This is a genomic window from Streptomyces sp. NPDC006476 (assembly GCF_040612015.1).
In the GTDB taxonomy this organism is placed as follows: Bacteria; Actinomycetota; Actinomycetes; order Streptomycetales; family Streptomycetaceae; genus Streptomyces; species Streptomyces griseorubiginosus_B.
Genome location: NZ_JBEXPK010000114.1, coordinates 1 through 18447 on the forward strand (window position 1 = coordinate 1; position 18447 = coordinate 18447).

The 18447-nt window shown below is 69.0% G+C and carries 18 protein-coding genes and 4 pseudogenes; 13 read left to right on the forward strand and 9 right to left on the reverse strand.

What is annotated here, in order from left to right; translation table 11 throughout:
* From ABZZ74_RS48760 to ABZZ74_RS48770, 3 genes and pseudogenes are all read left to right on the forward strand, one after another.
* On the forward strand, positions 1-95 hold a 95-nt coding region (locus tag ABZZ74_RS48760), incomplete at its 5' end, for a phosphoenolpyruvate carboxylase (RefSeq protein WP_356768851.1).
* Between the two features lie 44 nt (positions 96-139).
* Positions 140-1165, forward strand: coding sequence for an MBL fold metallo-hydrolase (locus tag ABZZ74_RS48765; protein ID WP_356950577.1), 1026 nt, complete (start codon positions 140-142; stop codon positions 1163-1165).
* A 302-nt stretch (positions 1166-1467) separates the two neighbouring features.
* A pseudogene (locus tag ABZZ74_RS48770) lies at positions 1468-1683 on the forward strand (hypothetical protein); the annotation flags it as partial.
* Between the two features lie 378 nt (positions 1684-2061).
* Here ABZZ74_RS48770 and ABZZ74_RS48775 read toward each other — a convergent pair.
* Positions 2062-2475 carry a hypothetical protein gene (locus ABZZ74_RS48775; RefSeq protein WP_356950578.1) on the reverse strand — a complete coding sequence of 138 codons (414 nt, stop codon included), beginning with the start codon at positions 2473-2475 and terminating at the stop codon, positions 2062-2064.
* Positions 2476-2864: 389 nt separating this feature from the next.
* Positions 2865-3047: a hypothetical protein gene (locus ABZZ74_RS48780; protein WP_356950579.1), complete on the reverse strand. Its 183-nt coding sequence runs from the start codon at positions 3045-3047 to the stop codon at positions 2865-2867.
* Here ABZZ74_RS48780 and ABZZ74_RS48785 point away from each other — a divergent pair.
* The 4 genes from ABZZ74_RS48785 to ABZZ74_RS48800 all read left to right on the forward strand — a co-directional run bounded on the left by ABZZ74_RS48785 (position 3034) and on the right by ABZZ74_RS48800 (position 6094).
* Positions 3034-3396, forward strand: a complete 363-nt coding sequence (locus ABZZ74_RS48785) for a hypothetical protein (RefSeq protein ID WP_356950580.1) — start codon at positions 3034-3036, stop codon at positions 3394-3396. The two genes, ABZZ74_RS48780 and ABZZ74_RS48785, sit on opposite strands and share 14 nt — an antisense overlap.
* Before the next feature lie 95 nt (positions 3397-3491).
* On the forward strand, positions 3492-3929 hold the full coding sequence (locus tag ABZZ74_RS48790) for a MarR family transcriptional regulator (RefSeq protein WP_356950581.1): 438 nt from the start codon (positions 3492-3494) through the stop codon (positions 3927-3929).
* A 131-nt stretch (positions 3930-4060) separates the two neighbouring features.
* Positions 4061-5494 carry an MDR family MFS transporter gene (locus tag ABZZ74_RS48795; RefSeq protein ID WP_356950582.1) on the forward strand — a complete coding sequence of 478 codons (1434 nt, stop codon included), beginning with the start codon at positions 4061-4063 and terminating at the stop codon, positions 5492-5494.
* A gap of 27 nt (positions 5495-5521) precedes the next feature.
* Entirely contained in the window at positions 5522-6094 is a 573-nt protein-coding gene (locus ABZZ74_RS48800; protein ID WP_356950583.1) for a YbhB/YbcL family Raf kinase inhibitor-like protein, read from the forward strand.
* On the opposite strand, the pseudogene ABZZ74_RS48805 reads toward ABZZ74_RS48800, so the two are convergent.
* From ABZZ74_RS48805 to ABZZ74_RS48815, 3 genes and pseudogenes are all read right to left on the reverse strand, one after another.
* Positions 6072-6643, reverse strand: a pseudogene (locus ABZZ74_RS48805) (Tn3 family transposase); the annotation flags it as partial. The gene ABZZ74_RS48800 and the pseudogene ABZZ74_RS48805 sit on opposite strands and share 23 nt — an antisense overlap.
* 140 nt (positions 6644-6783) lie before the next feature.
* Positions 6784-6933 (reverse strand): hypothetical protein, encoded by a 150-nt coding sequence (locus ABZZ74_RS48810; RefSeq protein WP_356950584.1) that lies wholly within the window; start codon positions 6931-6933, stop codon positions 6784-6786.
* A 6-nt stretch (positions 6934-6939) separates the two neighbouring features.
* On the reverse strand, positions 6940-7836 hold the full coding sequence (locus tag ABZZ74_RS48815) for a zinc-binding dehydrogenase (RefSeq protein WP_356950585.1): 897 nt from the start codon (positions 7834-7836) through the stop codon (positions 6940-6942).
* Between the two features lie 84 nt (positions 7837-7920).
* Between ABZZ74_RS48815 and ABZZ74_RS48820 the strand changes: the two genes are divergently transcribed.
* Positions 7921-8790: a LysR family transcriptional regulator gene (locus ABZZ74_RS48820; protein WP_356950586.1), complete on the forward strand. Its 870-nt coding sequence runs from the start codon at positions 7921-7923 to the stop codon at positions 8788-8790.
* A 206-nt stretch (positions 8791-8996) separates the two neighbouring features.
* Here the strand turns inward: ABZZ74_RS48820 and ABZZ74_RS48825 are convergent, their stop codons facing one another.
* From ABZZ74_RS48825 to ABZZ74_RS48840, 4 genes are all read right to left on the reverse strand, one after another.
* Positions 8997-9683 carry an SDR family oxidoreductase gene (locus ABZZ74_RS48825; RefSeq protein ID WP_356950587.1) on the reverse strand — a complete coding sequence of 229 codons (687 nt, stop codon included), beginning with the start codon at positions 9681-9683 and terminating at the stop codon, positions 8997-8999.
* Between the two features lie 85 nt (positions 9684-9768).
* Positions 9769-10536: a DUF899 domain-containing protein gene (locus ABZZ74_RS48830; protein ID WP_356950588.1), complete on the reverse strand. Its 768-nt coding sequence runs from the start codon at positions 10534-10536 to the stop codon at positions 9769-9771.
* 77 nt (positions 10537-10613) lie between these two features.
* A complete protein-coding gene (locus ABZZ74_RS48835; protein WP_356950589.1) occupies positions 10614-11282 on the reverse strand; it encodes a DUF2182 domain-containing protein in 669 nt (222 codons plus the stop codon).
* 100 nt (positions 11283-11382) lie between these two features.
* The gene (locus ABZZ74_RS48840; protein WP_356950590.1) at positions 11383-12120 is read right to left on the reverse strand and encodes an SDR family NAD(P)-dependent oxidoreductase; all 738 of its coding nucleotides are present in this window, start codon (positions 12118-12120) and stop codon (positions 11383-11385) included.
* Between the two features lie 165 nt (positions 12121-12285).
* Between ABZZ74_RS48840 and ABZZ74_RS48845 the strand changes: the two genes are divergently transcribed.
* The 5 genes and pseudogenes from ABZZ74_RS48845 to ABZZ74_RS48865 all read left to right on the forward strand — a co-directional run bounded on the left by ABZZ74_RS48845 (position 12286) and on the right by ABZZ74_RS48865 (position 17808).
* Entirely contained in the window at positions 12286-13302 is a 1017-nt protein-coding gene (locus ABZZ74_RS48845) for a sigma-70 family RNA polymerase sigma factor (protein WP_356950591.1), read from the forward strand.
* A 58-nt stretch (positions 13303-13360) separates the two neighbouring features.
* Positions 13361-13597 (forward strand): annotated as a pseudogene (locus ABZZ74_RS48850) (IS701 family transposase); the annotation flags it as partial.
* Between the two features lie 391 nt (positions 13598-13988).
* Positions 13989-14816 carry an FAD binding domain-containing protein gene (locus ABZZ74_RS48855; RefSeq protein ID WP_356950592.1) on the forward strand — a complete coding sequence of 276 codons (828 nt, stop codon included), beginning with the start codon at positions 13989-13991 and terminating at the stop codon, positions 14814-14816.
* A pseudogene (locus tag ABZZ74_RS48860) lies at positions 14813-17532 on the forward strand (molybdopterin cofactor-binding domain-containing protein). Before ABZZ74_RS48855 ends, ABZZ74_RS48860 begins: the two are co-directional and overlap by 4 nt.
* A gap of 6 nt (positions 17533-17538) precedes the next feature.
* The gene (locus ABZZ74_RS48865) at positions 17539-17808 is read left to right on the forward strand and encodes an antibiotic biosynthesis monooxygenase (protein WP_356950593.1); all 270 of its coding nucleotides are present in this window, start codon (positions 17539-17541) and stop codon (positions 17806-17808) included.
* Positions 17809-18447: the final 639 nt, after the last annotated feature.

Below are 18447 nucleotides of genomic sequence, written 5' to 3' on the forward strand. Positions count from 1 at the left end.
CCGCCGCCGCGGGCCAGGACCCCGACCCGCTGCTCTCCCGCGCCCTGCTCCTCACCGTCAACGGCGTGGCGGCCGGCCTGCGCAACACCGGCTGAGGAACAAGACAAGCCCGTCCCCCGTCCACCAAAGGAGCCCTGCCATGCCCCACGACCACGGCCTCCCGCGCCGCAGAGTGCTGCGCACCGCGCTCGCGACCACGGCGGCCCTGTCCGCCTCACTCCTGGACGCGGCGCCCACTCACGCTGCCGGCTGCTCCCGGATCGGCGCGCTGAACGACCAGTCGGCCGTCCGTTCCCTCACGTTGGGAGACACCAGACTCACCTACGTCGTCGACGCGGCCATGGAGCTGGACCCTGTGGGTTTCCTCCCGGCCGTGCCCGCCGCCTACTGGCAGGAGCACCCCGAGGCGTTGACCCGCTCCGGGCGGATCGCCGCCTCGGCCGGCGGTGTCCTCGTCGAACGCGGCCGGCGCAAGTTGCTGATCGACGTGGGCCTGGGCGCGAACGTCCTGTCATCGGCGCTCGGCGTCTCCCACGGTGGGGCCCTCCTCAACACCTTCCGGGCGCTGCGCGTGCCCCCGGAGTCCGTGGACACCGTGGCCTTCACCCACCTGCACACCGACCACACCGGGCTCGGATTCGTCCCGGATCGCGACCAGGCGTTGCACAAGGCCTTCCCGCACGCCGACTACCTGGTGGCGGGTGCCGAATGGGGTCCCTTTTGGCGGGGCGAGATCAAGGTGGGCGCCCCGTCCTGGGACAACTTCATGGTGCCGATGTCCCGTGTCCTGCGGAAGTTCGATGACGGCGACGAGGTGTGGCCCGGCGTCACCGCCCTGATCACACCCGGACACAGCCCCGGCCACACGACGTACGTGGTCTCGGCCTCGCGCGGCAGGCGGATCCTGGTCCTCGGAGACGCTTTCCACACACCCGCTCAGCTGACTCACCCCGAGTGGCCCTCCGGACCGGACGTGGATGTCGAAGGGGTACTGAAGGCCCGCAGGACCCTCCTGGACCAGCTCCTAACGCCCCACACCTACGCCTTCGCGTTCCACTTCGGGGACCAGGCCTTCGGCCGCGTGATGCGCGACGCGGCCAGAGACGCCCAGTGGCAACCTGTCCCGGCCCGAGCACTCCTGTCCAGCCCCATCCGGATCTCTTGATCGCCCCGCTATCAGCTCTCGTCGGCGGTCAGCGAGATCGTGTTGATGCAGCACTGCTGATCGGTCGAGGTCACACCGCATCAGCGTTTTACGCGTCGGGGAAGCCATGACCGCGCTATCACCGGCCAGTTGCAACAACCTCCCGCGCGGGACCGCGGCGCAGTGCGGCGGGCAGTGCCGACCAGTCCTGCGTGTCGAGTGCGCCGCGCACTCCGCAGCCCGTCCTCGGTCACGCTCCGACGGTAGCGCGCCACCGTGGACGCACGCCGCGGAAGGCCACCGGTCACCCGGCTCTGGCTCCGCGCCAGTCCTACTCCCGCCTGCGGGAACACGCATGCTGCCCTGGGCAACGGTGCTGCTTGTGCCCGCTCTTGCCGGCGCGATGAGCCGGTCGATCTCGCCCAAACCGACCAGGCCCCGGCAGACCCCTCGGCTCCAAGAACCCACACCCCGCCACCCGCTACGACGTAGGGAAAACCGTCAAACGACCCGAGACAATCACCGAACCCGGTACATGATTTCCGGGTGCACGGCCGTACGGATCTGCGGCTGGCGGCGCCGGCGCCACAACTGCGGGGGGTACTGGAGCCGACGGGGCCGATCAGGCGTGTCGGCCCCAGACCGATGATCCGGGCGTCTTTTCGCTGGTGGGGCGAACAGAGTTTGAACCCTGTGGCCTCGTCCTTATCAGGTCGATCACGGGGTCCTGTGAACGTCCATCAACTCGCTGCAGGCCTCGACTGACTGGCCGCCGACGCTCCACGACGACCGCCGCTGTCCACCCTTGTTGGCGTCAGCCGATGGTGTCAGAAGTCTTGGTGTTCTTGACAGACTCGACTCACCGTACTCCGGCCTCGCGCCGCCGACGTGACGTCGCGACCTTGTGAAATCGGCAGTCAGTCATGTTCGGGAGGGCCACCGGGCCTGTCCGTACGGATCAGAATCCCGGGTGAGTCCGGATCGACCTCGCCTGTGTAGTGGTCTGGCCAGAAGTAGCGGCGGGTGTGCGGCAGCGGCACTTCCTTGAGTCGGCCATCGTGCATCATCCACAGGCCGAAGCAGTCATCCTCCTCGTCGTGGATCAGTACCTGTACGGAGTGCGGCGATGGCCATGGCAGCGACTCGAGGTGTTTCAGCAGCCCGGTCCACCGACTCCGTCGCACGAACTCGATGGCCCAGCCACCGAACATGCCATGTCCGATATCGGTGAATTGGCCGGCCCACTCACGACTGTCGTCCGGCTGGGTCAGCGGTTCCATGATCTCTTCTGCACCGCTGGCCAACACGATGACCTCGGCGAATCTACTCATGGGTGAGTATCACCTGACCCCTCGGAGGAACGGCAATCGAGTTTCGCCCCTGGAGCCCAAGTCAGCCTGGAACCAGACCTTCTACATCCCTCCTGCACCACCCCTGTCCCCAGCTCCCATCCTGGCCGCCGTCGACCCGCACACCGTGGAGCGGGCGTGGCTCATGGCGTCCACGTGGAGCGTGCCACTGTGCGAACGACCTGGACGCCAGGGCCGCGTCTGCTCGGCTCTGCCTGGGGGCGATGGTGGACGGGACGGCAGCTCTCCGCGCACGCCACTACGGACCCGCAGTGGCGAACGGCGCCCGGCCCGGGGTGGGGGAAGGGCCGCTTCGACTTCCGCAGGCGTTGGCGGTCCTTCTTCGGCCTCGGGGAACATCGGTACAGCGGTTAACTGACCGGCAGCTCCAGGGCGGGGGTGCCCTCTTGTGCGATGCCGTTGTGGTCGGGCATGAGGTCGGCGACCGCTGTGCGAATCGCGCCGCGGCTGACGCCGTGGTCGCGGGCGAGGGCAGCAATCGAGCGGCCCTCCAGGTATGCGGTGCGGACAGCGTCGGTCTTGTCGGTCGCCACGGGCGGGCCGACGGCCGCCCTTGCTGCCCTTGGCCTCGGCGGCGCGTGGTCCGTCGTAGGTCAGCTCGCGCTGGACGTCGCGCTGGAGTTCCCCGGCGGCGAGGGTCTGCACCATGAACTTCACGGTGGACAGCAGTTCCCCGGTGCGCGGGTGACGGGCGGTGAGGTCCATGGCGGAGAACGCGCCGTCGTGGATGCGCAGCGCCACCTGGTCGCGATGGAGGACGTCGAGCACGTCAAGGATGCGCCCGGTGCCGCGTACGAGGCGGAACATCTCGGAGATGTGCACGCTGTCGCCCGGCCGCGAATACGTCAGCCGGAGTGCACGGGTGCATTGGACCCGTCCTAGTCGGGTCGGGTCGAGCCGGCAGATCTCTAGTGCCAGGTGCAGGGGCAGTGGCGCGCTGATTTTAATAAGGCAAGTTGATAAGGTAGGTTGATTATATGAGTGAGGAGCTGGATGCCAGTGAAATCGCCACCGCCCTGCTGGCCAGTGTCGGTGCGCTGCTGAGGCGTGTGCGTCAGGTGCGGGTCGAGGGCGAGCTCACAATGCCCGAGCGTGTCGCCTTGTCCCACTTGGACCGTATTGGCCCGACAACGTCCGCGGAGCTGGCCCGGGAGGAGCAGATCACCGCGCAGGCGATGGGGGCCACACTCGGCGGTCTCCAAGCGCGCGGACTGGTCGAGCGCGGCGCCGATCCGCGGGACGGCAGGCGCGTGCTGCTGGCGCTGACCGACGCAGGTAGACAGGCGCTGGCGGACAAGCGCAGTGCCCGCACCGAGCAGGTCGCGCAGGCCCTTGCGGACGGCTTCACGCCGTGGGAGCTGGAACAGCTCGCGGTGGCCGCGCCGCTGCTCGATCGGCTGGCACAAAGGATCTGATCCCTGACCGAATGGGATGCGGGGCGGTCGTCGCCCTCTTCCAGGACTGGCATCCAGTCCCAGTACGAGAAGGAGAGGCAGGGGCCGCCGTGGCCGAGGCAACCGCAGGGGATCGCATCGATCCGAAAGTCATGAAAGTTGCCGTCGCGCTCATTGTGGGCTCGTTGGCCGTGGTTTTCGACACCACGATCGTCAGCGTGGCGCTGCAGACCCTCTCGCAGGAGCTGCACGTGCCGATCTCCACGATCCAGTGGGTGAGCACCGGCTACCTGCTGGCGCTCGGCGTGTCCATCCCGCTGGCGGGCTGGGCACAGTCCCGCTTCGGCGGCAGGCGGGTGTGGATGTTCGCGCTGGCGGTGTTCCTCGTCGGCTCGGTCCTGTGCAGTGTGGCCTGGAACGCCGGGAGCCTCATCGTTTTCCGGGTCATCGAGGGGCTCGGCGGGGGACTCATGCTCCCTCTGTTCTCAACGCTGATCATGCAGGCGGCAGCGGGCAAGGCTCTGGGGCGCACGATGTCGATCGTGACCCTGCCGTTCGTGGTAGGGCCAATCGCGGGCCCGGTGATCGGCGGCGTCCTGTTGAACTGGCTCGATTGGCGGTGGCTGTTCTGGGTGAACGTCCCTTTCTGCGCAGTCGGATTCGTCCTCGCCTGGCGGATGCTGGTCCCGGACGCCACTGACGCTGGGCCGCGCTTTGACACCCTCGGCTGGCTGCTGCTCTCACCCAGCCTGGTCGCGTTCCTGTTCGGACTGGCCAACTCCTCGAAGGGCGGCGGCTTCGGTCGAACGGACTCGTTCGCCCCGCTGTTGGCCGGCGCCCTCCTGCTGCTGGTCTTCGCCCTGTATTCGGTCCGTCGTTCCGGCGACGCCCTGGTCGATGTCCGGCTGCTTGCGCACCGCCCGCTCGCCTCGGCGTCCGCGTCGATGTTCCTGTCAGGGGCCGCGCTCTACGGCAGCATGGCGCTGCTGCCGCTGTACTGGCAGCAGGTGCGCGGTGCCGACGCGCTCCAAGCGGGCCTGCTGGTCGCACCATTGGGCCTCGGCGCGCTCCTGAGCCGCCCGCTGGCCGGCGGACTCAGCGACAAGTTCGGGGCCAGATGGGTCGCCTTCACCGGATTCGCCATCGTGGGACTGTCCACCGTGCCCTTCGCCCTGGCCACGACCACGACGAACAAGTGGCTCCTGATGGCGGTGCTGGTGGTCCGCGGCTTCGGCCTCGCCGCCGTATCCATCCCCCTGCAAGCCGCCGCGTTCGTCGGCCTTCGGCGCGACCAGATACCGCACGCCGGCATCATCACCCGCATCACCCAACAGATCGGCGGGTCCTTCGGCGTCGCCGTGCTCGCCGTCATCCTGGACATCGCCCTGCGCCACCACACGGGGTCGGCGGCCCAGGCAGCCCACGCCTTCGACCAGGTGTTCTGGTGGGCAGCCGGCTTCACCGCTGTCTCACTCGTCCTGAGCCTGCTGCTGCCAGGCCGCACCCCGACGGGAACGCCCAAGAAGCCGGAGCCACCGCACCGAATCGCGTCTTCCTCGACGCGGCGAAACCGCAACCCACGATAAGACCCTCGACATGCTGGGAGCACCGCCATGCCCATCCTCGGCCGACTTCTGAAGAACCGCAGGTCAGGCGATGCCCACGCTGCGTGGAATCGCCCGAACCTCCAAGGGCCCGAACTACTGGACCTCAGCAGCCGCAGCTTCGACCACCTCGGCACGATGCCGCCAGAGCACCACGCCAAGAACGCAGGCGGCCAGAACATCTCCCCCCACCTGGCCTGGAATCCACCGCCGTCCGGCACCGCCCAGCTCCTGCTGGTCGTAGAGGACACCGACGTCCCCACTCCCAAACCCGCGGTCCACTGCGTCGTCCTGATCGACCCCGACATACGCTCCCTCGCCCCCGGCGCCCTCGCCGCGAAAGAGCCAGCCCCCGGCGTCACGATACTGCGCTCCGTCATCGGACGCGGATACCAAGGACCCGCACCCATCAAGGGCCACGGCCCCCACCACTACACCTTCCAACTCTTCGCCCTTGCCACCCCACTGGGCGCGACCGCGGGCAAGACCGCACCGGACAGCGCAAGGCCCAGCGTCCTTCTACCCTCCATTACTGCGCCTGTCCTCGCCCGCGGCCGACTCATCGGCACCGTCGAACGCTGACTTCTTGACCGCTCCCGTAGTCGTCCTCGTCCACCTCCATCGTGTCCGCGTCGCGCAGCGGGCGCAGGGCGTCGGCGGCCGGCGTCGAGGCGGTGAAGCTGTAGCGGCCCAGCAGGTTCAGGTTGCGGTGCTTGAGCGGGGACAGGTGGGCGATGTCCTCGTCTCGGATCTCGTGGCCCTCGGCGCGGAGCTTTTCCACGGCGGCGTCGATGTACTTCGTGGTCCACAGCACGCTGGCGTTGAGGACCAGGCCGAGCGCGCCGAGCTGGTCTTCCATCCCGTCGCGGTACGCCTGGTGGATGGTGCCGCGCTTGCTGTGGCACACGTCCCGCGCGAGCTTGTGGCATGACTCCTGAACGGTGAGCTGGCGGGTCATCTGCCGCCGGTAGGTGTCGTCGACCGGGTCGACCACGCGCAGCAGGTGCTCGGTCCTGGCGCGCCCGTACTCTGCGAAGGCCGCGCCCAGCGAGGTTGGGCGCCCCTCGCGGCCAACATGCGCAAGAGGTCGTAGGCGCGGACCTGGTTGGTGACCAGGGAACCGGCGACCTTCAGGGGAGGGCGCGTGGTACGACGGGACACCGAGAAGAGCACGGGTGAGGTCGGCGAGATCCGCCGGATGCCCATACCGGGATCACGGCGCAGGCCCAGGTGCAGGAGGGCCGGCACGGCAAGGTCCTGGAACACGTCACCTACAGCACGACGGCGTGCGGGAGGAGAACCGCGAACTGCGCCGCCGGCAGGAACGGATGCTCAACGACCTCGGCCAGGTCCGCACTTGCCGTCGACGACGTGCGCCGCGAGATCGCCCAGGCCTGGCCCACACCCTGAGCCTGCCCCACGTGCGGTCAGAGGGTGAGGACGGCCTTGCCGTCGATGCGGCGGCCGCGCAGGGCGGCGAGCGCGTCGTTCAGCTTCGTCCAGTCCTCGACCAGGCCAAGCATGGGATGGAGCCGGTCCGCGGCGACCATCTCGGTGAGCGTGCGCAGGTCATCGGCGGGCGGCCGGGGATGGGCGTAGGAGAGATAACTGACGATCCGCGCTCCTTCGTGGCCGATGAAGTCGTAGACGTCGATCGGCGTCTTCTCGCCGCTGCTGGTGCCAAGGAGGACGATCGTGGCTCCGGGGGCGGTCCGGCGCAGGGCCGAGGCCAGCGATGTACCGCCGACCGACTCGACGACCAGGTCGAACAAGCCGGTGGCCGCTTCCGGGTCTGGTACGACGTCCTGCGCTCCGAGAGCTCGCAGGCCCTGGCCGCGGCTGGCCGCGGCGGTCACGAGCGCGCCCGCCGCCGCGGCCAGCTCGACCTGGAACCGTCCTACGCCGCCGCTCGCGCCGGTGATCAGGACGCGGCGGCCGAGCAGGTTCCCGCCCAGGCGGAGGGAGCGCAGTGCGGTCAGGCCCGCGAGGGGCAGGGCCGCTCCCTGCTCCGTGCCGACCCGTTCAGGCAGTTCGGCGAGGCGGTCGGTCGGCACGGCGACGCGCTCCGCCCAGCCGGCCTCCTCGACCAGTGCGGTGACGCGTGTTCCGGGCGCCGGGCCGCTCCCGTCGGCCGCCGCCTCGAGCACCACGCCTGCCACGTCCTGCCCCGGACGCCAGTTCGAGGTGCGGGACCGGAGCAGGGCGAGCTCACCGCGGTTGACCGAGAACGCCCGTACGGCGACGAGCGCCTCCCCGGGCGCCGGCGTCGGCTCATCGGCCGTGCCGATCCGTATGCCTTGCGACGTACTGATCACTGTCTTCATGCGGTTCAGTACAGCCGGGGAACAAAGCCGGACCCAGACGCGCTTTCCCTGCCGATCTATCACCGACCGTTATAGGACGGGGAGATGGAGATACGGCAGCTGCGGTACTTCGTGGCCGTCACCGACCAAGGCGGCTTCGCCCGGGCCGCCGAACACCTGCACATCGTCCAGCCGGCGGTCAGCCAGCAGATCGCCCGGCTGGAACGGGAGCTCGGCGTGCGTCTCTTCGAGCGCACCTCGCGCCGGGTCCGGCTGACCGGTGCCGGCGAGCGGCTGCTGCCCGAGGCGAGGGCGCTGCTGGCTGCCGAGGAACGGATCCTGCGCGTGGCCGGAGACATCGCGGCCGGCGCCAACGGGGTGCTGCGGCTGGGCACCAGCCAGGGGCTGGGCGAGCGCTTGGACCGCGTGCTGCAGAAGCTGCCGCCCGGGCAGCAGGTCAGGCTCAGCGCACTGCCGTTGGCACAGCGGCTGGCAGCCGTACGCGCCGGGGCGCTGGACGCCGCCTTCGTGCGGGCACTGAACGACGCACCCGGCCTCGAACTGCTCCCGGCGTGGACCGACCGCCTGGTCGTCGCGCTGCCCGCCGCTCATCCACTGGCCGCGAAGCCGGTGTTGGAGCTGGCGGACCTGGCCGGGCTTCCGCTCCGGTTCGCTCCCCGAGAGGACAATCCACCGTTGTACGACCTGCTCATGGCGGCCTGCCGGGAGGCCGGGTTCGAGCCGGTACGGGGAGCGCCGTTCACCAATGTTCAGGACACCATGGCCGAGATCGGCACCGGGGCGCCTTCCTGGACAGTGCTCTATCGCGCGGCTGCGGAGGACGTCCCGGTCCGGCGGGTAGCCATACGGCCACTCGCCGGACCGGTGGTGATCACCGCCCTCGCCGTCCTGCCGGGGGCTCCGGGGCCGGCGGTGCGGCGGCTCCTGAAGTCGGTCCACGCGGAAACGGACTGAGGGGCGGGGGCGCCGGTCCCGCGGTCGAATCAGCCCGTCCCGCGGTCAGGTCGGCCAGTCTCGCAATCGAATCAGCCCCTCCCGCGGTCAGGTCGGCCTGTCGCGCGGCCAGGACCGGCCTGTCCCGCAGTCAAAGCGGCCCGTCCTGGGGTCAGGATCCGTCCGGCCGGTGGCCAGGGATCGGCCCGCTCCCTACGGGGAGGGGATCAGAGAGCCTCAAGTCCCTTGCCAGTCACGGCCACCAGTGTCTTTTGGCGGTGTTCCTCGCCGGAGGCGATCTCGAGGACGGCACGGGCGACCCCGGCGGCGTCGAGCGGCACCGGGAAGCGGTCCTTCAGATAAGCCTCCGCCGACTGGCCGCTCTCGGCACCGTACGCGGCGGCCGCGGCCTCACCGATCGTGGTGCCCACCAGCAACTGGCCCGGGACCAGGGCGACGAACCGGATGCCGAGTCCGCGGGCGTCGGCAGCGGACTGGAGGTAGGCGGCCAGGAACATCTGCGTCCGCTTGGCGCCCGCATAGCCACCCGACAGTGGTGAGCCGCCAAGCCCCGCCCCACTCGACACGATCACCACCGTCGAGTCCGCCCGCAGCGGGCGTGTCAGTGCGGCCCGGCCCACCTCGAAGGCGATCTTGACGTCGACGTTCCACGGCGCCGAGAACGACTCCCAGCTCTGCTCCCCGATGGGCGCTATCCGCGGACGCGTCCCCGCGGTGACCACGACGAGATCCGGGTCGGCCTCGTCGAGGAGCGCGGCGACCTGCGCGGGATCCGTGGCGTCCCGCTCATGGCCGGTGGCCAGAACATCGACTCCGACGGCGGTGAGGGCATGGGCGGTGGCGCGGCCCACGCCGCTGCCGGCGCCGATGACGAGGGCGTTGCGGATGGTCATGGTGTTCCTCCGTGAATCGGAAGGCGCGGACCGGGCTCGCGCGCCATCGGGCTCGGGATATCGGCAGTGATGCCGTCGATACGTGTCACTTGCTGCCGTACTCGTCGTGACGGCGCCACCACATGCCGGTCTCGTTGCGGCCGAGCGGGGCGCGGTCGAGCCATTGGTACATGCCCCACAGGCCGTCGACGCCGCGCTCGTACGCCGAGTAGGTGTGGTAGACCACCCCGTCCTCACGCGCGAACGCGCTCAGCCCCGGTCCCTCTCTCCGGTACGTGTCCCAGTCTGTTCCCACGCTCGACGCGAACTCGGCGAGCTGGACTCCCAGTTCGCCGGATGGCAGCCGGAGGTCCCTGTTCTCACGGTAGTTGTACGTGACGGCTCCCGCGCGCCACTCCTCCTCGGTGTGGGCCACCCCGAAGTCGTAGTTGAAGTCGCTGCCGTACGACGACGCCCAGGGGAAATTCCAGCCCATCCGCCGCTTGTACGCCTGCAGTTTCGCAAGCGGTGCCCGCGACACCGCGCAGAGCGTGACGTCGTGATGCGCGAGGTGGACGACGGAGCCGTCGAAACCGTCAGCGATCGCCGAGCAGGACCGGCATCCCGCCTTGTATTCGGGCCCGAACATGAAGTGGTAGACGAGGAGTTGGGAGCGCCCGGCGAAGAGGTCGTCCAGGGACGCCGGGCCCTCTTCGGTCTCGAAGCGGTACTCCTTGTCGACACGGACCCACGGCAATTCCTGCCGCCGCCGCGCCAGTTCGTCGCCACGCCGGGTCAGCTCCTTCTCGGCTTCGAGCAGGTCCAGCCTGGCCGTGAGCCACTCCTCATGGGTTCCCGTCTTGTGGTCTGTCATGGTCTCTCGCTTTCTTGTGCTTCTTGTCGCTTCTTCTTGTTCATCGGATGTGTGCGGTCCGCGCCGTCGATGACGTCTCACATCGATGGCATGAGACCGGGAACGGACGAGGGCGCGGCCAGGATCAGGAGTCCGAGTCCGACGATCGCCAGCCCCGACGGCACATCGAGGGCGGCTCTCGCGGGCAGCAGCTTCTGCGCGAGGACGAGGACGGCGATCAGGGACATCCAGGTGAGGCTCATGACGCCCAGCGCGAGCAGCATCAGCATCAGCCCGATGCACGAGCCGACGCAGGAGAGCCCGAACGCCAGCCCGGAGCGGACGCCCTCGTGGCAGTGCCGCCGGAAGTGCCGCTTGAGCGGCGTGAGTTCGTAGGCGCCTGCCGCGATCACCACCACGCCGGCGGTGAACGACCCGTGCGGGCGGTACACCGCGTATCCGGCGGCGCCGACGAGGGCCCAGACGGCGAGATACGACCCGACGAACAGCGGCACGGCGGCCAATGCGCGACCGCCGTGGGCGTGGGCTTGCCGCAGGGCCGCCGGTGTGGCGCCCGGCAGCATCATCGCCGCCATCATCGGAACCCACAGGGCGGCGAAGGAGCCGAAGGAACCGAGCCGGGTCGCCACGCCCATGTCCATCGCCCCGTTCATCTGCCGGACAGCGATGGCCCAGGACACGGCGGTGAGCACGAGCATCGCCACGGTGGTGAGCACGAGCATCGCCACGGCGGTGAGCACGAGCATCGCCACGGTGGTGAGCCGGAGCGTCGCCGTCGGCGCAACCCCAGTCGCGGGCGTCCGGGTCCTCGCCACGCCGCCGACATCTGCGTCGGCTCTGCCCGGCTCAGGACTTGTCACGCTGCGTCGCCGAGAGTTCCGCCAACTGCAGTTCCAGGGCCTTGGCCACGCCTCCGCGCCAGCCGTCGGCCAGCGACTGGGACGCGGGGTCGGGGAAGATGTCCTCCTCGTCCTTCTCCACCCCGTCGAAGACGGCCCGCGCGACGGACTCGGCGGACGCCTTCGGGGCGTCGATGCCCCTGCTCATCTCGGTGTCCACGGGGCCGGTCAGCACGGCGTGCACACGCACGCCCTGTTCCGCCAGCAGGGTGCGCAGGGACTGTGTCAGGGAGAACGCGGCCGCCTTGGAGACCGAGTAGGACGCAATCAACGGGAAGGGGGCGAGGCTGTTGATCGACAGGTTGTTGACGATCGCTCCTTTGGAGCGGAGCAGCAGCGGGAGGAACGCCCCCGTCACCTCATAGGTGCCGAAGAGATTGACGGCGAGGTGCCGTTCGAGGACGGAGCGGTCGCTCAGGTCGTCGTAGAGCGCGATACCGGCGTTGTTGACGAGCACGTCGAGGGCGCCGTGGGATTCGACCTCCTCGGCGGCCCGGCGCAACTGGTCCGCGTCGGTCACGTCCAGCGTCAGGGGAGTGACCCGCTCGTCCGGGTGGTCCAGCGGCACGCGCGTACCGACGTACACCCGCGCCGCGCCCCTCCTCAGGGCCTCCTCGACCAGCGCCCGGCCGATGCCGCGGTTGCCTCCGGTGATCAGTACTGCACTGCCCGCGATGTTCGTCATGGTGACGATCTCCTTTGTTCCTCGTGAAATGCGGTGTGGAAGCCGGTGTGAAATGCGGTCGCTTGTTGAGACACGGCCGCATCGAGGAAGTCACCGATGACTTTTCGGCCCGGACGGTGTCCTTATCGGGAGGATGAGTCGACGAGGCGAAGCGAGGATGTCGTGGTGATCGAATCGACCCTGGCGCGGGCGCGGGCGGGCGACGGGGAGGCGTTCCGTGAGCTCACCGAGCCCTACCGGCGTGAGCTCCAGGCGCACTGCTACCGGATGCTCGGCTCCGTGCAGGACGCGGAGGACACAGTCCAGGAGACCCTGCTTGCCGCCTGGCGCGGGCTCGGGGGATTCCAGGGGCGGGCCTCGGTACGCGCCTGGCTGTACCGCATCGCGACCAACCGCTGCCTGAACGCGCTGCGCGACACGGCCCGCCGCCCCCGCCCCCAGCAGCCCGCGGCCGGTCCCCCGCTCGACGTGCCCGAGCCGACGCGCCGCTTGGAACCGCTGTGGTTCGAGCCCTACCCGGACACCCTGCTGGAGGACCTGCCGGACACGGCGCCGGGACCGGACGCCCGCTACGAGTCGAGGGAATCGCTGGCCCTGGCCTTCGTGGCAGGACTCCAGCGTCTGCCGCCGCGGCAGCGCGCGGTGCTGGTGCTGCGCGACGTGCTCGGTTTCCGCACGGCGGAGGTGGCCGACCTGCTCGACAGCAGCGGCGTCTCGGTGAACAGCGCTCTGCAGCGGGCGCGCTCGGCCCTGGACGGCCAGTTGCCCGCGCGCGATCGCGACCGGGCGCCCCTGCCTCGCTCACCGCGTGAACGCGAGCTCGTCGGGCGGTTCGTGGACGCAATGGAGAACTCCGACGTCGACAGGCTGGTCGCCCTGCTGGCCGATGACGCCTGGCTGACGATGCCGCCCGAGCCCCTCGAGTACCAGGGACGCGTGGCCATCGCCCAGTTCTACGAGACCCTCGCCTGGTGGGGCGGCAAAGCGCTCCGGCTGGTGCCCACGCGGGCGAACGGCCAGCCGGCGTTCGGCTCCTACCTGCGCGATCCCACCAGCCCGATCGCGCACGCGTACGGGCTGGTGGTGCTCTCGCTGGAGGGCGACCGGATCTCCGCCATCACCCGCTTCGGTGACAACGGCCTCTTCCCAATGTTGGGCCTGCCCCCAACGCTCCGCGACTAGCGTCTGGGCTTGATCCGCTGCTGGCCAAATGCCCGCCGCCGAGAGCGAGCCGGTGCAGTTCTGGCTGTCCAGCCTGCCCTCCGGCATCCCCCTGGCCACCCTGGTGCGGCTGACCAAGCTGCGCTGGCGCATCGAACACGACTACCGCGAGATGAGACAGGCCCTGGGACTTGCCCACTTCGAAGGCCGCACCTGGGGCGGCTGGCTCTACCGCGTCACCCTGGTCTCCGCCGCCCACGCCTTCTGCACCCGGCAACGGCTGGCGCAAGACCCAAAAGACGCGGTGCACGACTGAGCCTCTACCAGGTCGTGCGCGAACTGCAGACACTCCTCCCCCGCTGGGCCGGTACTGCCCCACCTGCCACCGCGACATACCCCCATGCGGACCTGACCAAGCCCTACTAGGCGCCCGGTCAGCGTGGGACGGGGCGGCCCAGGCCAGCGGCGCAAGACCACCCGTGTGACTGTCCGCAGCGCGTCGGACACTCTCAGGTATCCTCGGCCGGGCCGTCATCCGCATGCTGAGATAAAATAAGGCGAAACCGTGTGCGCCCGCCGTCCCCTCGCGGCTCGGCCGCCCGACGGTGCGGCACGGTGGTACCCGCTCGGTCAGCGGGCAATCCACGCCAACAGGCCCAGGGGACGGTTGCCTTCCCGTAGGTCCGTTCTCCCGTAGGTCGGTTTCCATGGACCTCAACACCATCACCGAAGTAATCCGGCAGCCGTCCGAGCAGCCAGGCATGGACTGGCACGAGGGCGACGCCTGGCTCGCAGGCGGAACATGGCTCTATTCAACGGAGCAGCCGGACCTGCGACGGCTGATCGACCTGACGGCGTTGCGTTGGGAGCCTCTTGTTCCGACGGACGAGGGTCTGGAGATCAGCGCCACCTGCACCATTCGCGACCTGTACGCCTTCCCATGGCCGGAGACATGGACCGCCGGAATACTCTTCCGGAAGAGCTGCGAGGCATTCCTGTCCTCGTTCAAGGTCTGGAACGCGGCGACCGTCGGCGGAAACATCTGCATGTCCTTGCCCGCCGGCCCGATGATCACGTTGACGGTCGCGCTCGAGGCGCGGTACGAGCTGTGGGCGCCCGACGGCTCCGTACGCTTCGTCGACGCCCTCGATTTCGTCACGGGCGACCACTGCAACATTCTCGCCCCCGGGGAGATCCTCCGGCGCATCACCATTCCGGAGTACGCGCTGCGCAAACGCACCGCGCACCGTCGCTTCACGCTGACCCGGCTCGGCCGCTCAACGGTGTTCCTCGTCGGCACGCAACGCCCGGGAGGGAATGACCTGCTGCTCACCGTCACCGCCGGCACCACACGGCCGGTCCGCGTCGCCTTCGTCTCCCTGCCCGATGCCCGAACCCTGCGGCAGAGCATCGACGCCGTGCCTGCCGACGTCTGGTTCGCCGATCCCAACGGGACCCCCGACCACCGTCTGCACCTGTCACGGCACTTCGCCGAAGAGATCCGCCGCGAACTCACGGCTGGGGACCTGCCATGACCTACATCGTGAACGGCCGGACATTCGACCGGGAACCGGCCCCGGGCCAGTGTCTGCGCACGTTCCTGCGCGCACTCGGCCACTTCGGCGTCAAGAAGGGGTGTGACGCGGGCGACTGCGGCGCCTGCACGGTGTGGCTGGACGGCGTACCGGTACACAGCTGCATCACCCCCGCCTTCCGCGCAAACGGCTGTGAAGTGACCACGATCGAGGGCCTCGGGCGACCAGGCGCCCTGCATGCCATGCAGCGGCAGTTCAAGGACGCCCCTGGGTTCCAGTGCGGTTTCTGCACCGCAGGGATGATCATGACGTCGGCGACCTTCACCGAGGATCAGAAGGCAGATCTGCCACAGGCGTTGAAGGGTAACCTCTGCCGCTGTACCGGATACCGGGCGATCGAGGACGCCGTGAAGGGCGTCAGTGCGGTGGAGACGGCAGCACCGGGCAAGGCCGTCGGGACGAGCGTCGGCGCGCCCGCGGGCCATGACGTGGTGACCGGTCACGCCGAGTTCACCATGGACACGCGCATCGACGGCATGCTGCACCTGAAGGTGCTGCACTCGCCCCACGCCCACGCCCGGATCCTCTCGATCGACAAGAGCGCCGCCCTCGCCGTGCCCGGCGTGCATCGGGTCTACACCTGGGAAGACGTACCCCGCAGACGCTTCTCCACGGCGATCCACACCGACCACCTGGTCGACCCGGACGACACCTACATCCTCGATGACACGGTCCGCTTCGCCGGTCAGCGCGTCGCCGCGGTCCTGGCCGACACGATCGGGGCGGCGGAGGAGGGCTGCCGGCGTCTCGCGGTCGAGTACGAGGTGCTGCCGGCGGTGTTCGACCCTGAGGCGGCGATGGCCGACGGCGCACCCCAGCTGCACGGCTCCCACGATCCGTTCGTCCGCGACCCCGGCCACAACATCCTGGTCGAACTCCACTCGCACATCGGTGACGTCGACGAGGGGTTCGCCGCGGCCGACGTGATCCACGAAGGCACGTACTTCTCACCGCGGGTGCAGCACGCACATCTGGAGACCCACGGTTCGATCGCCTGGATGGAGAACGGTCGGCTGAACGTCCGCACCAGTTCCCAGTCACCGTCGATCGCGAAAGTCAAGCTGGAGTACCTGTTCGCGCTGCGCCCGGACCAGGTGAGGGTTTTCTGCAAGCGCGTCGGCGGCGGATTCGGCGGCAAGCAGGAGGTGATCGCGGAGGACCTGGTCACGCTCGCCACCCTGGACACCGGACGGCCCACCTGTTTCGAGTACACCCGTGAGGAGGAGTTCACCACGGCCTCGCCGCGGCATCCGATGAGCCTGACGGTCAAGCTCGGCGCGAAGGCTGACGGAACGCTCACCGCCTTCCAGGTACGCAACGTGTCGAACACCGGCGCCTACGGCAACCACGGCGGCGAAACGCTGTACGCGGGCGGAGCAGCCGTCATGATCTACCGCTGCCCCAACAAGAAGTACGATACGCATACTCCGTCTACACGAACACCGTGCCGAGCGGGGCGCTGCGCGGTTACGGCATGACGCAGCCGGCGTTCGCCGTGGAGTCGGCGATGGACGAACTGGCCCGCGCCCTGCACATCCACCCGCTCGAACTGCGCCGGCGCAACATCGTGCGGCCGGGTGAGCCCCTGCTCGCGATGCACGAGGGCCCCGACGACGTGATCTTCACCGAGGACGGCCTCGCCCGGTGCATCGACCTGGTGGGCGACGCCCTGGCTCGTACGGCCGACCAGCTGCCCCCCGGCCCCGAGTGGCTCGTCGGAGCCGGCGTGGCGAGTTCCCTGCACGAGACCGCGCCCCCGACGGACCACCTCTCCGAGGCATGGGTCACGCTCGGCGACGATCTCATCTACGAACTGGCCGTCGGCACCCCCGAGTTCGGGGAGGGAACCTCCACGGCCCATGTCCAGATCGCAGCCAACCAGCTGGGCACGACACCGTCACGGATCCGTCTGGTACAGTCCGACACCGACCGCACGGGATTCGACACCGGTGCCTTCGCCAGCGCGGGCCTCTTCGTGGCGGGCAATGCGGTCCTGCAGGCGGCCAATGGCGTGCGCGACCGCATTCTGCACTTCGCCGCCGCGCACACGGGCATCCATGTCGTGATGTGCACGATGGACGACGACGGTGTCGTCTGCGGGGACCGGCGGGTGTCACTGGCCGAACTCGTCGCGCTGGCCCGGAGTCGTGGAATCCGCTTCACCGCCGCCCGCAAGGCATACGGCTCACCCCGGAGCGTCACCTCCAACACGCAGGGGTTCCGGGTCGCCGTGCACCGCATGACGGGTGAGATACGGATCCTGTACAGCGTGCAGGCGGCCGACGCCGGGGTGATCATCAACCCGGCGCAGGTTCGAGGACAGGTGGAGGGCGGTGTCGCCCAGGGAATCGGCTTCGCGCTGACCGAGAACCATCAGGTCGACGGCAACGGCGTCATGGTCAACCCGAACCTCCGAAATTACCGCATCCCCACCTACGCCGACATCCCCCGCACCGAGGTCCTCCTAGTGGGCTCGGCGGATTCGGCCGGGCCCCTGCGCGCGAAGGGGATGGCGGAGTGCTGCATCAACCCCGTGGCCCCCGCCCTCGCGAACGCGGTGCATGACGCCACGGGTGTCCGCTACCGTGCGCTGCCGCTGACTCCGGAACGCATCTACGGCCGACTCCCTGCGGAGCAGTCGGTGTCGACAGGTTGAGCCACCATGAACACCGAAGAGAACCTGGCCGCCGCAGCGACGGCGATCATCGGCCAGAAGGTCCTGTCCGGGATGGAGCGGGAGTTCGAGTCATGGCAGGAGGATCTCAACGGCGCGGCCGCCTACTACCCTGGTTTCCTCGGCGCCGAGGTCTCCCCGCCGACGGCGCTGCAGTCCGATTGGGTCGTCGTGTACCGGTTCGACTCGGTGGCGCATCTGCAGGCGTGGATCAACAGTGCGACCAGGCAGACATATCTCGACGTCGGCGCCAAGTAATTCGACGGTCCAGCGACCCCGCAGGTGGTCAGCAGCGGCACCCAGTCACTGGACCCGCTGGTCACCGTGGTGGTCACTCACCGCGGCTCCCCGAACCACGTCGACGACTTCCTCGCCTGGCAGCACCACTTGGTCCAGGAGGAGAACAAGTTCGAGGGGTTTCGCGGGACCGAGCTCTTCCGCCCCATCGAGGGCTTCAGGAGGAATGGACCACGCTGTACCGCTACGACAGCGCGGAACACCTCGACGCGTGGCTGACGTCGCAACAACGGCAGCGGATCCTGGCCGAGGGCCAGAAGTTCAGCGACTTCCAACTGCGTACGATCGACAACTCGTTCGGCAGTTGGTTCGCCTTCGAGGGCGACGGCAAGGAGGCACCGTCGCCACCCTCCGAGACCAGGACCTCCCTCGCGGTCTGGGTCGGCCTGTACCCGACGGTCGTGCTGCTGACGCTTGCTCTGTCCCCGCTGCACATGCCGCTCTGGATCGGCCTACTTGTGGGCAACCTGCTGTCGAGTTCCATGAGCTTCCTGACCAAGCCCTACTAGGCACTGTTTCTCGGATCTCCCTTCGCGGGGTGGTGTGTTGGGGGCAGGCTGGCTCCATGGGACGTGGAGACCTGACGAATGCGGAGTGGGA

Bases quoted from the DNA above. Each gene is read 5' to 3' on its own strand.
- ABZZ74_RS48830 (WP_356950588.1), bottom strand. From the start codon at position 10,536: ATGACAGACCACAAGACGGGAACCCATGAGGAGTGGCTCACGGCCAGG.
- ABZZ74_RS48835 (WP_356950589.1), bottom strand. From the start codon at position 11,282: ATGCTCGTGCTCACCGCCGTGGCGATGCTCGTGCTCACCACCGTGGCG.
- ABZZ74_RS48825 (WP_356950587.1), bottom strand. From the start codon at position 9,683: ATGACCATCCGCAACGCCCTCGTCATCGGCGCCGGCAGCGGCGTGGGC.
- ABZZ74_RS48795 (WP_356950582.1), top strand. From the start codon at position 4,061: ATGAAAGTTGCCGTCGCGCTCATTGTGGGCTCGTTGGCCGTGGTTTTC.
- ABZZ74_RS48800 (WP_356950583.1), top strand. From the start codon at position 5,522: ATGCCCATCCTCGGCCGACTTCTGAAGAACCGCAGGTCAGGCGATGCC.
- ABZZ74_RS48865 (WP_356950593.1), top strand. From the start codon at position 17,539: ATGAACACCGAAGAGAACCTGGCCGCCGCAGCGACGGCGATCATCGGC.
- ABZZ74_RS48855 (WP_356950592.1), top strand. From the start codon at position 13,989: ATGGACCTCAACACCATCACCGAAGTAATCCGGCAGCCGTCCGAGCAG.
- ABZZ74_RS48775 (WP_356950578.1), bottom strand. From the start codon at position 2,475: ATGAGTAGATTCGCCGAGGTCATCGTGTTGGCCAGCGGTGCAGAAGAG.
- ABZZ74_RS48790 (WP_356950581.1), top strand. From the start codon at position 3,492: ATGAGTGAGGAGCTGGATGCCAGTGAAATCGCCACCGCCCTGCTGGCC.
- ABZZ74_RS48840 (WP_356950590.1), bottom strand. From the start codon at position 12,120: ATGACGAACATCGCGGGCAGTGCAGTACTGATCACCGGAGGCAACCGC.
- ABZZ74_RS48815 (WP_356950585.1), bottom strand. From the start codon at position 7,836: ATGAAGACAGTGATCAGTACGTCGCAAGGCATACGGATCGGCACGGCC.
- ABZZ74_RS48765 (WP_356950577.1), top strand. From the start codon at position 140: ATGCCCCACGACCACGGCCTCCCGCGCCGCAGAGTGCTGCGCACCGCG.
- ABZZ74_RS48820 (WP_356950586.1), top strand. From the start codon at position 7,921: ATGGAGATACGGCAGCTGCGGTACTTCGTGGCCGTCACCGACCAAGGC.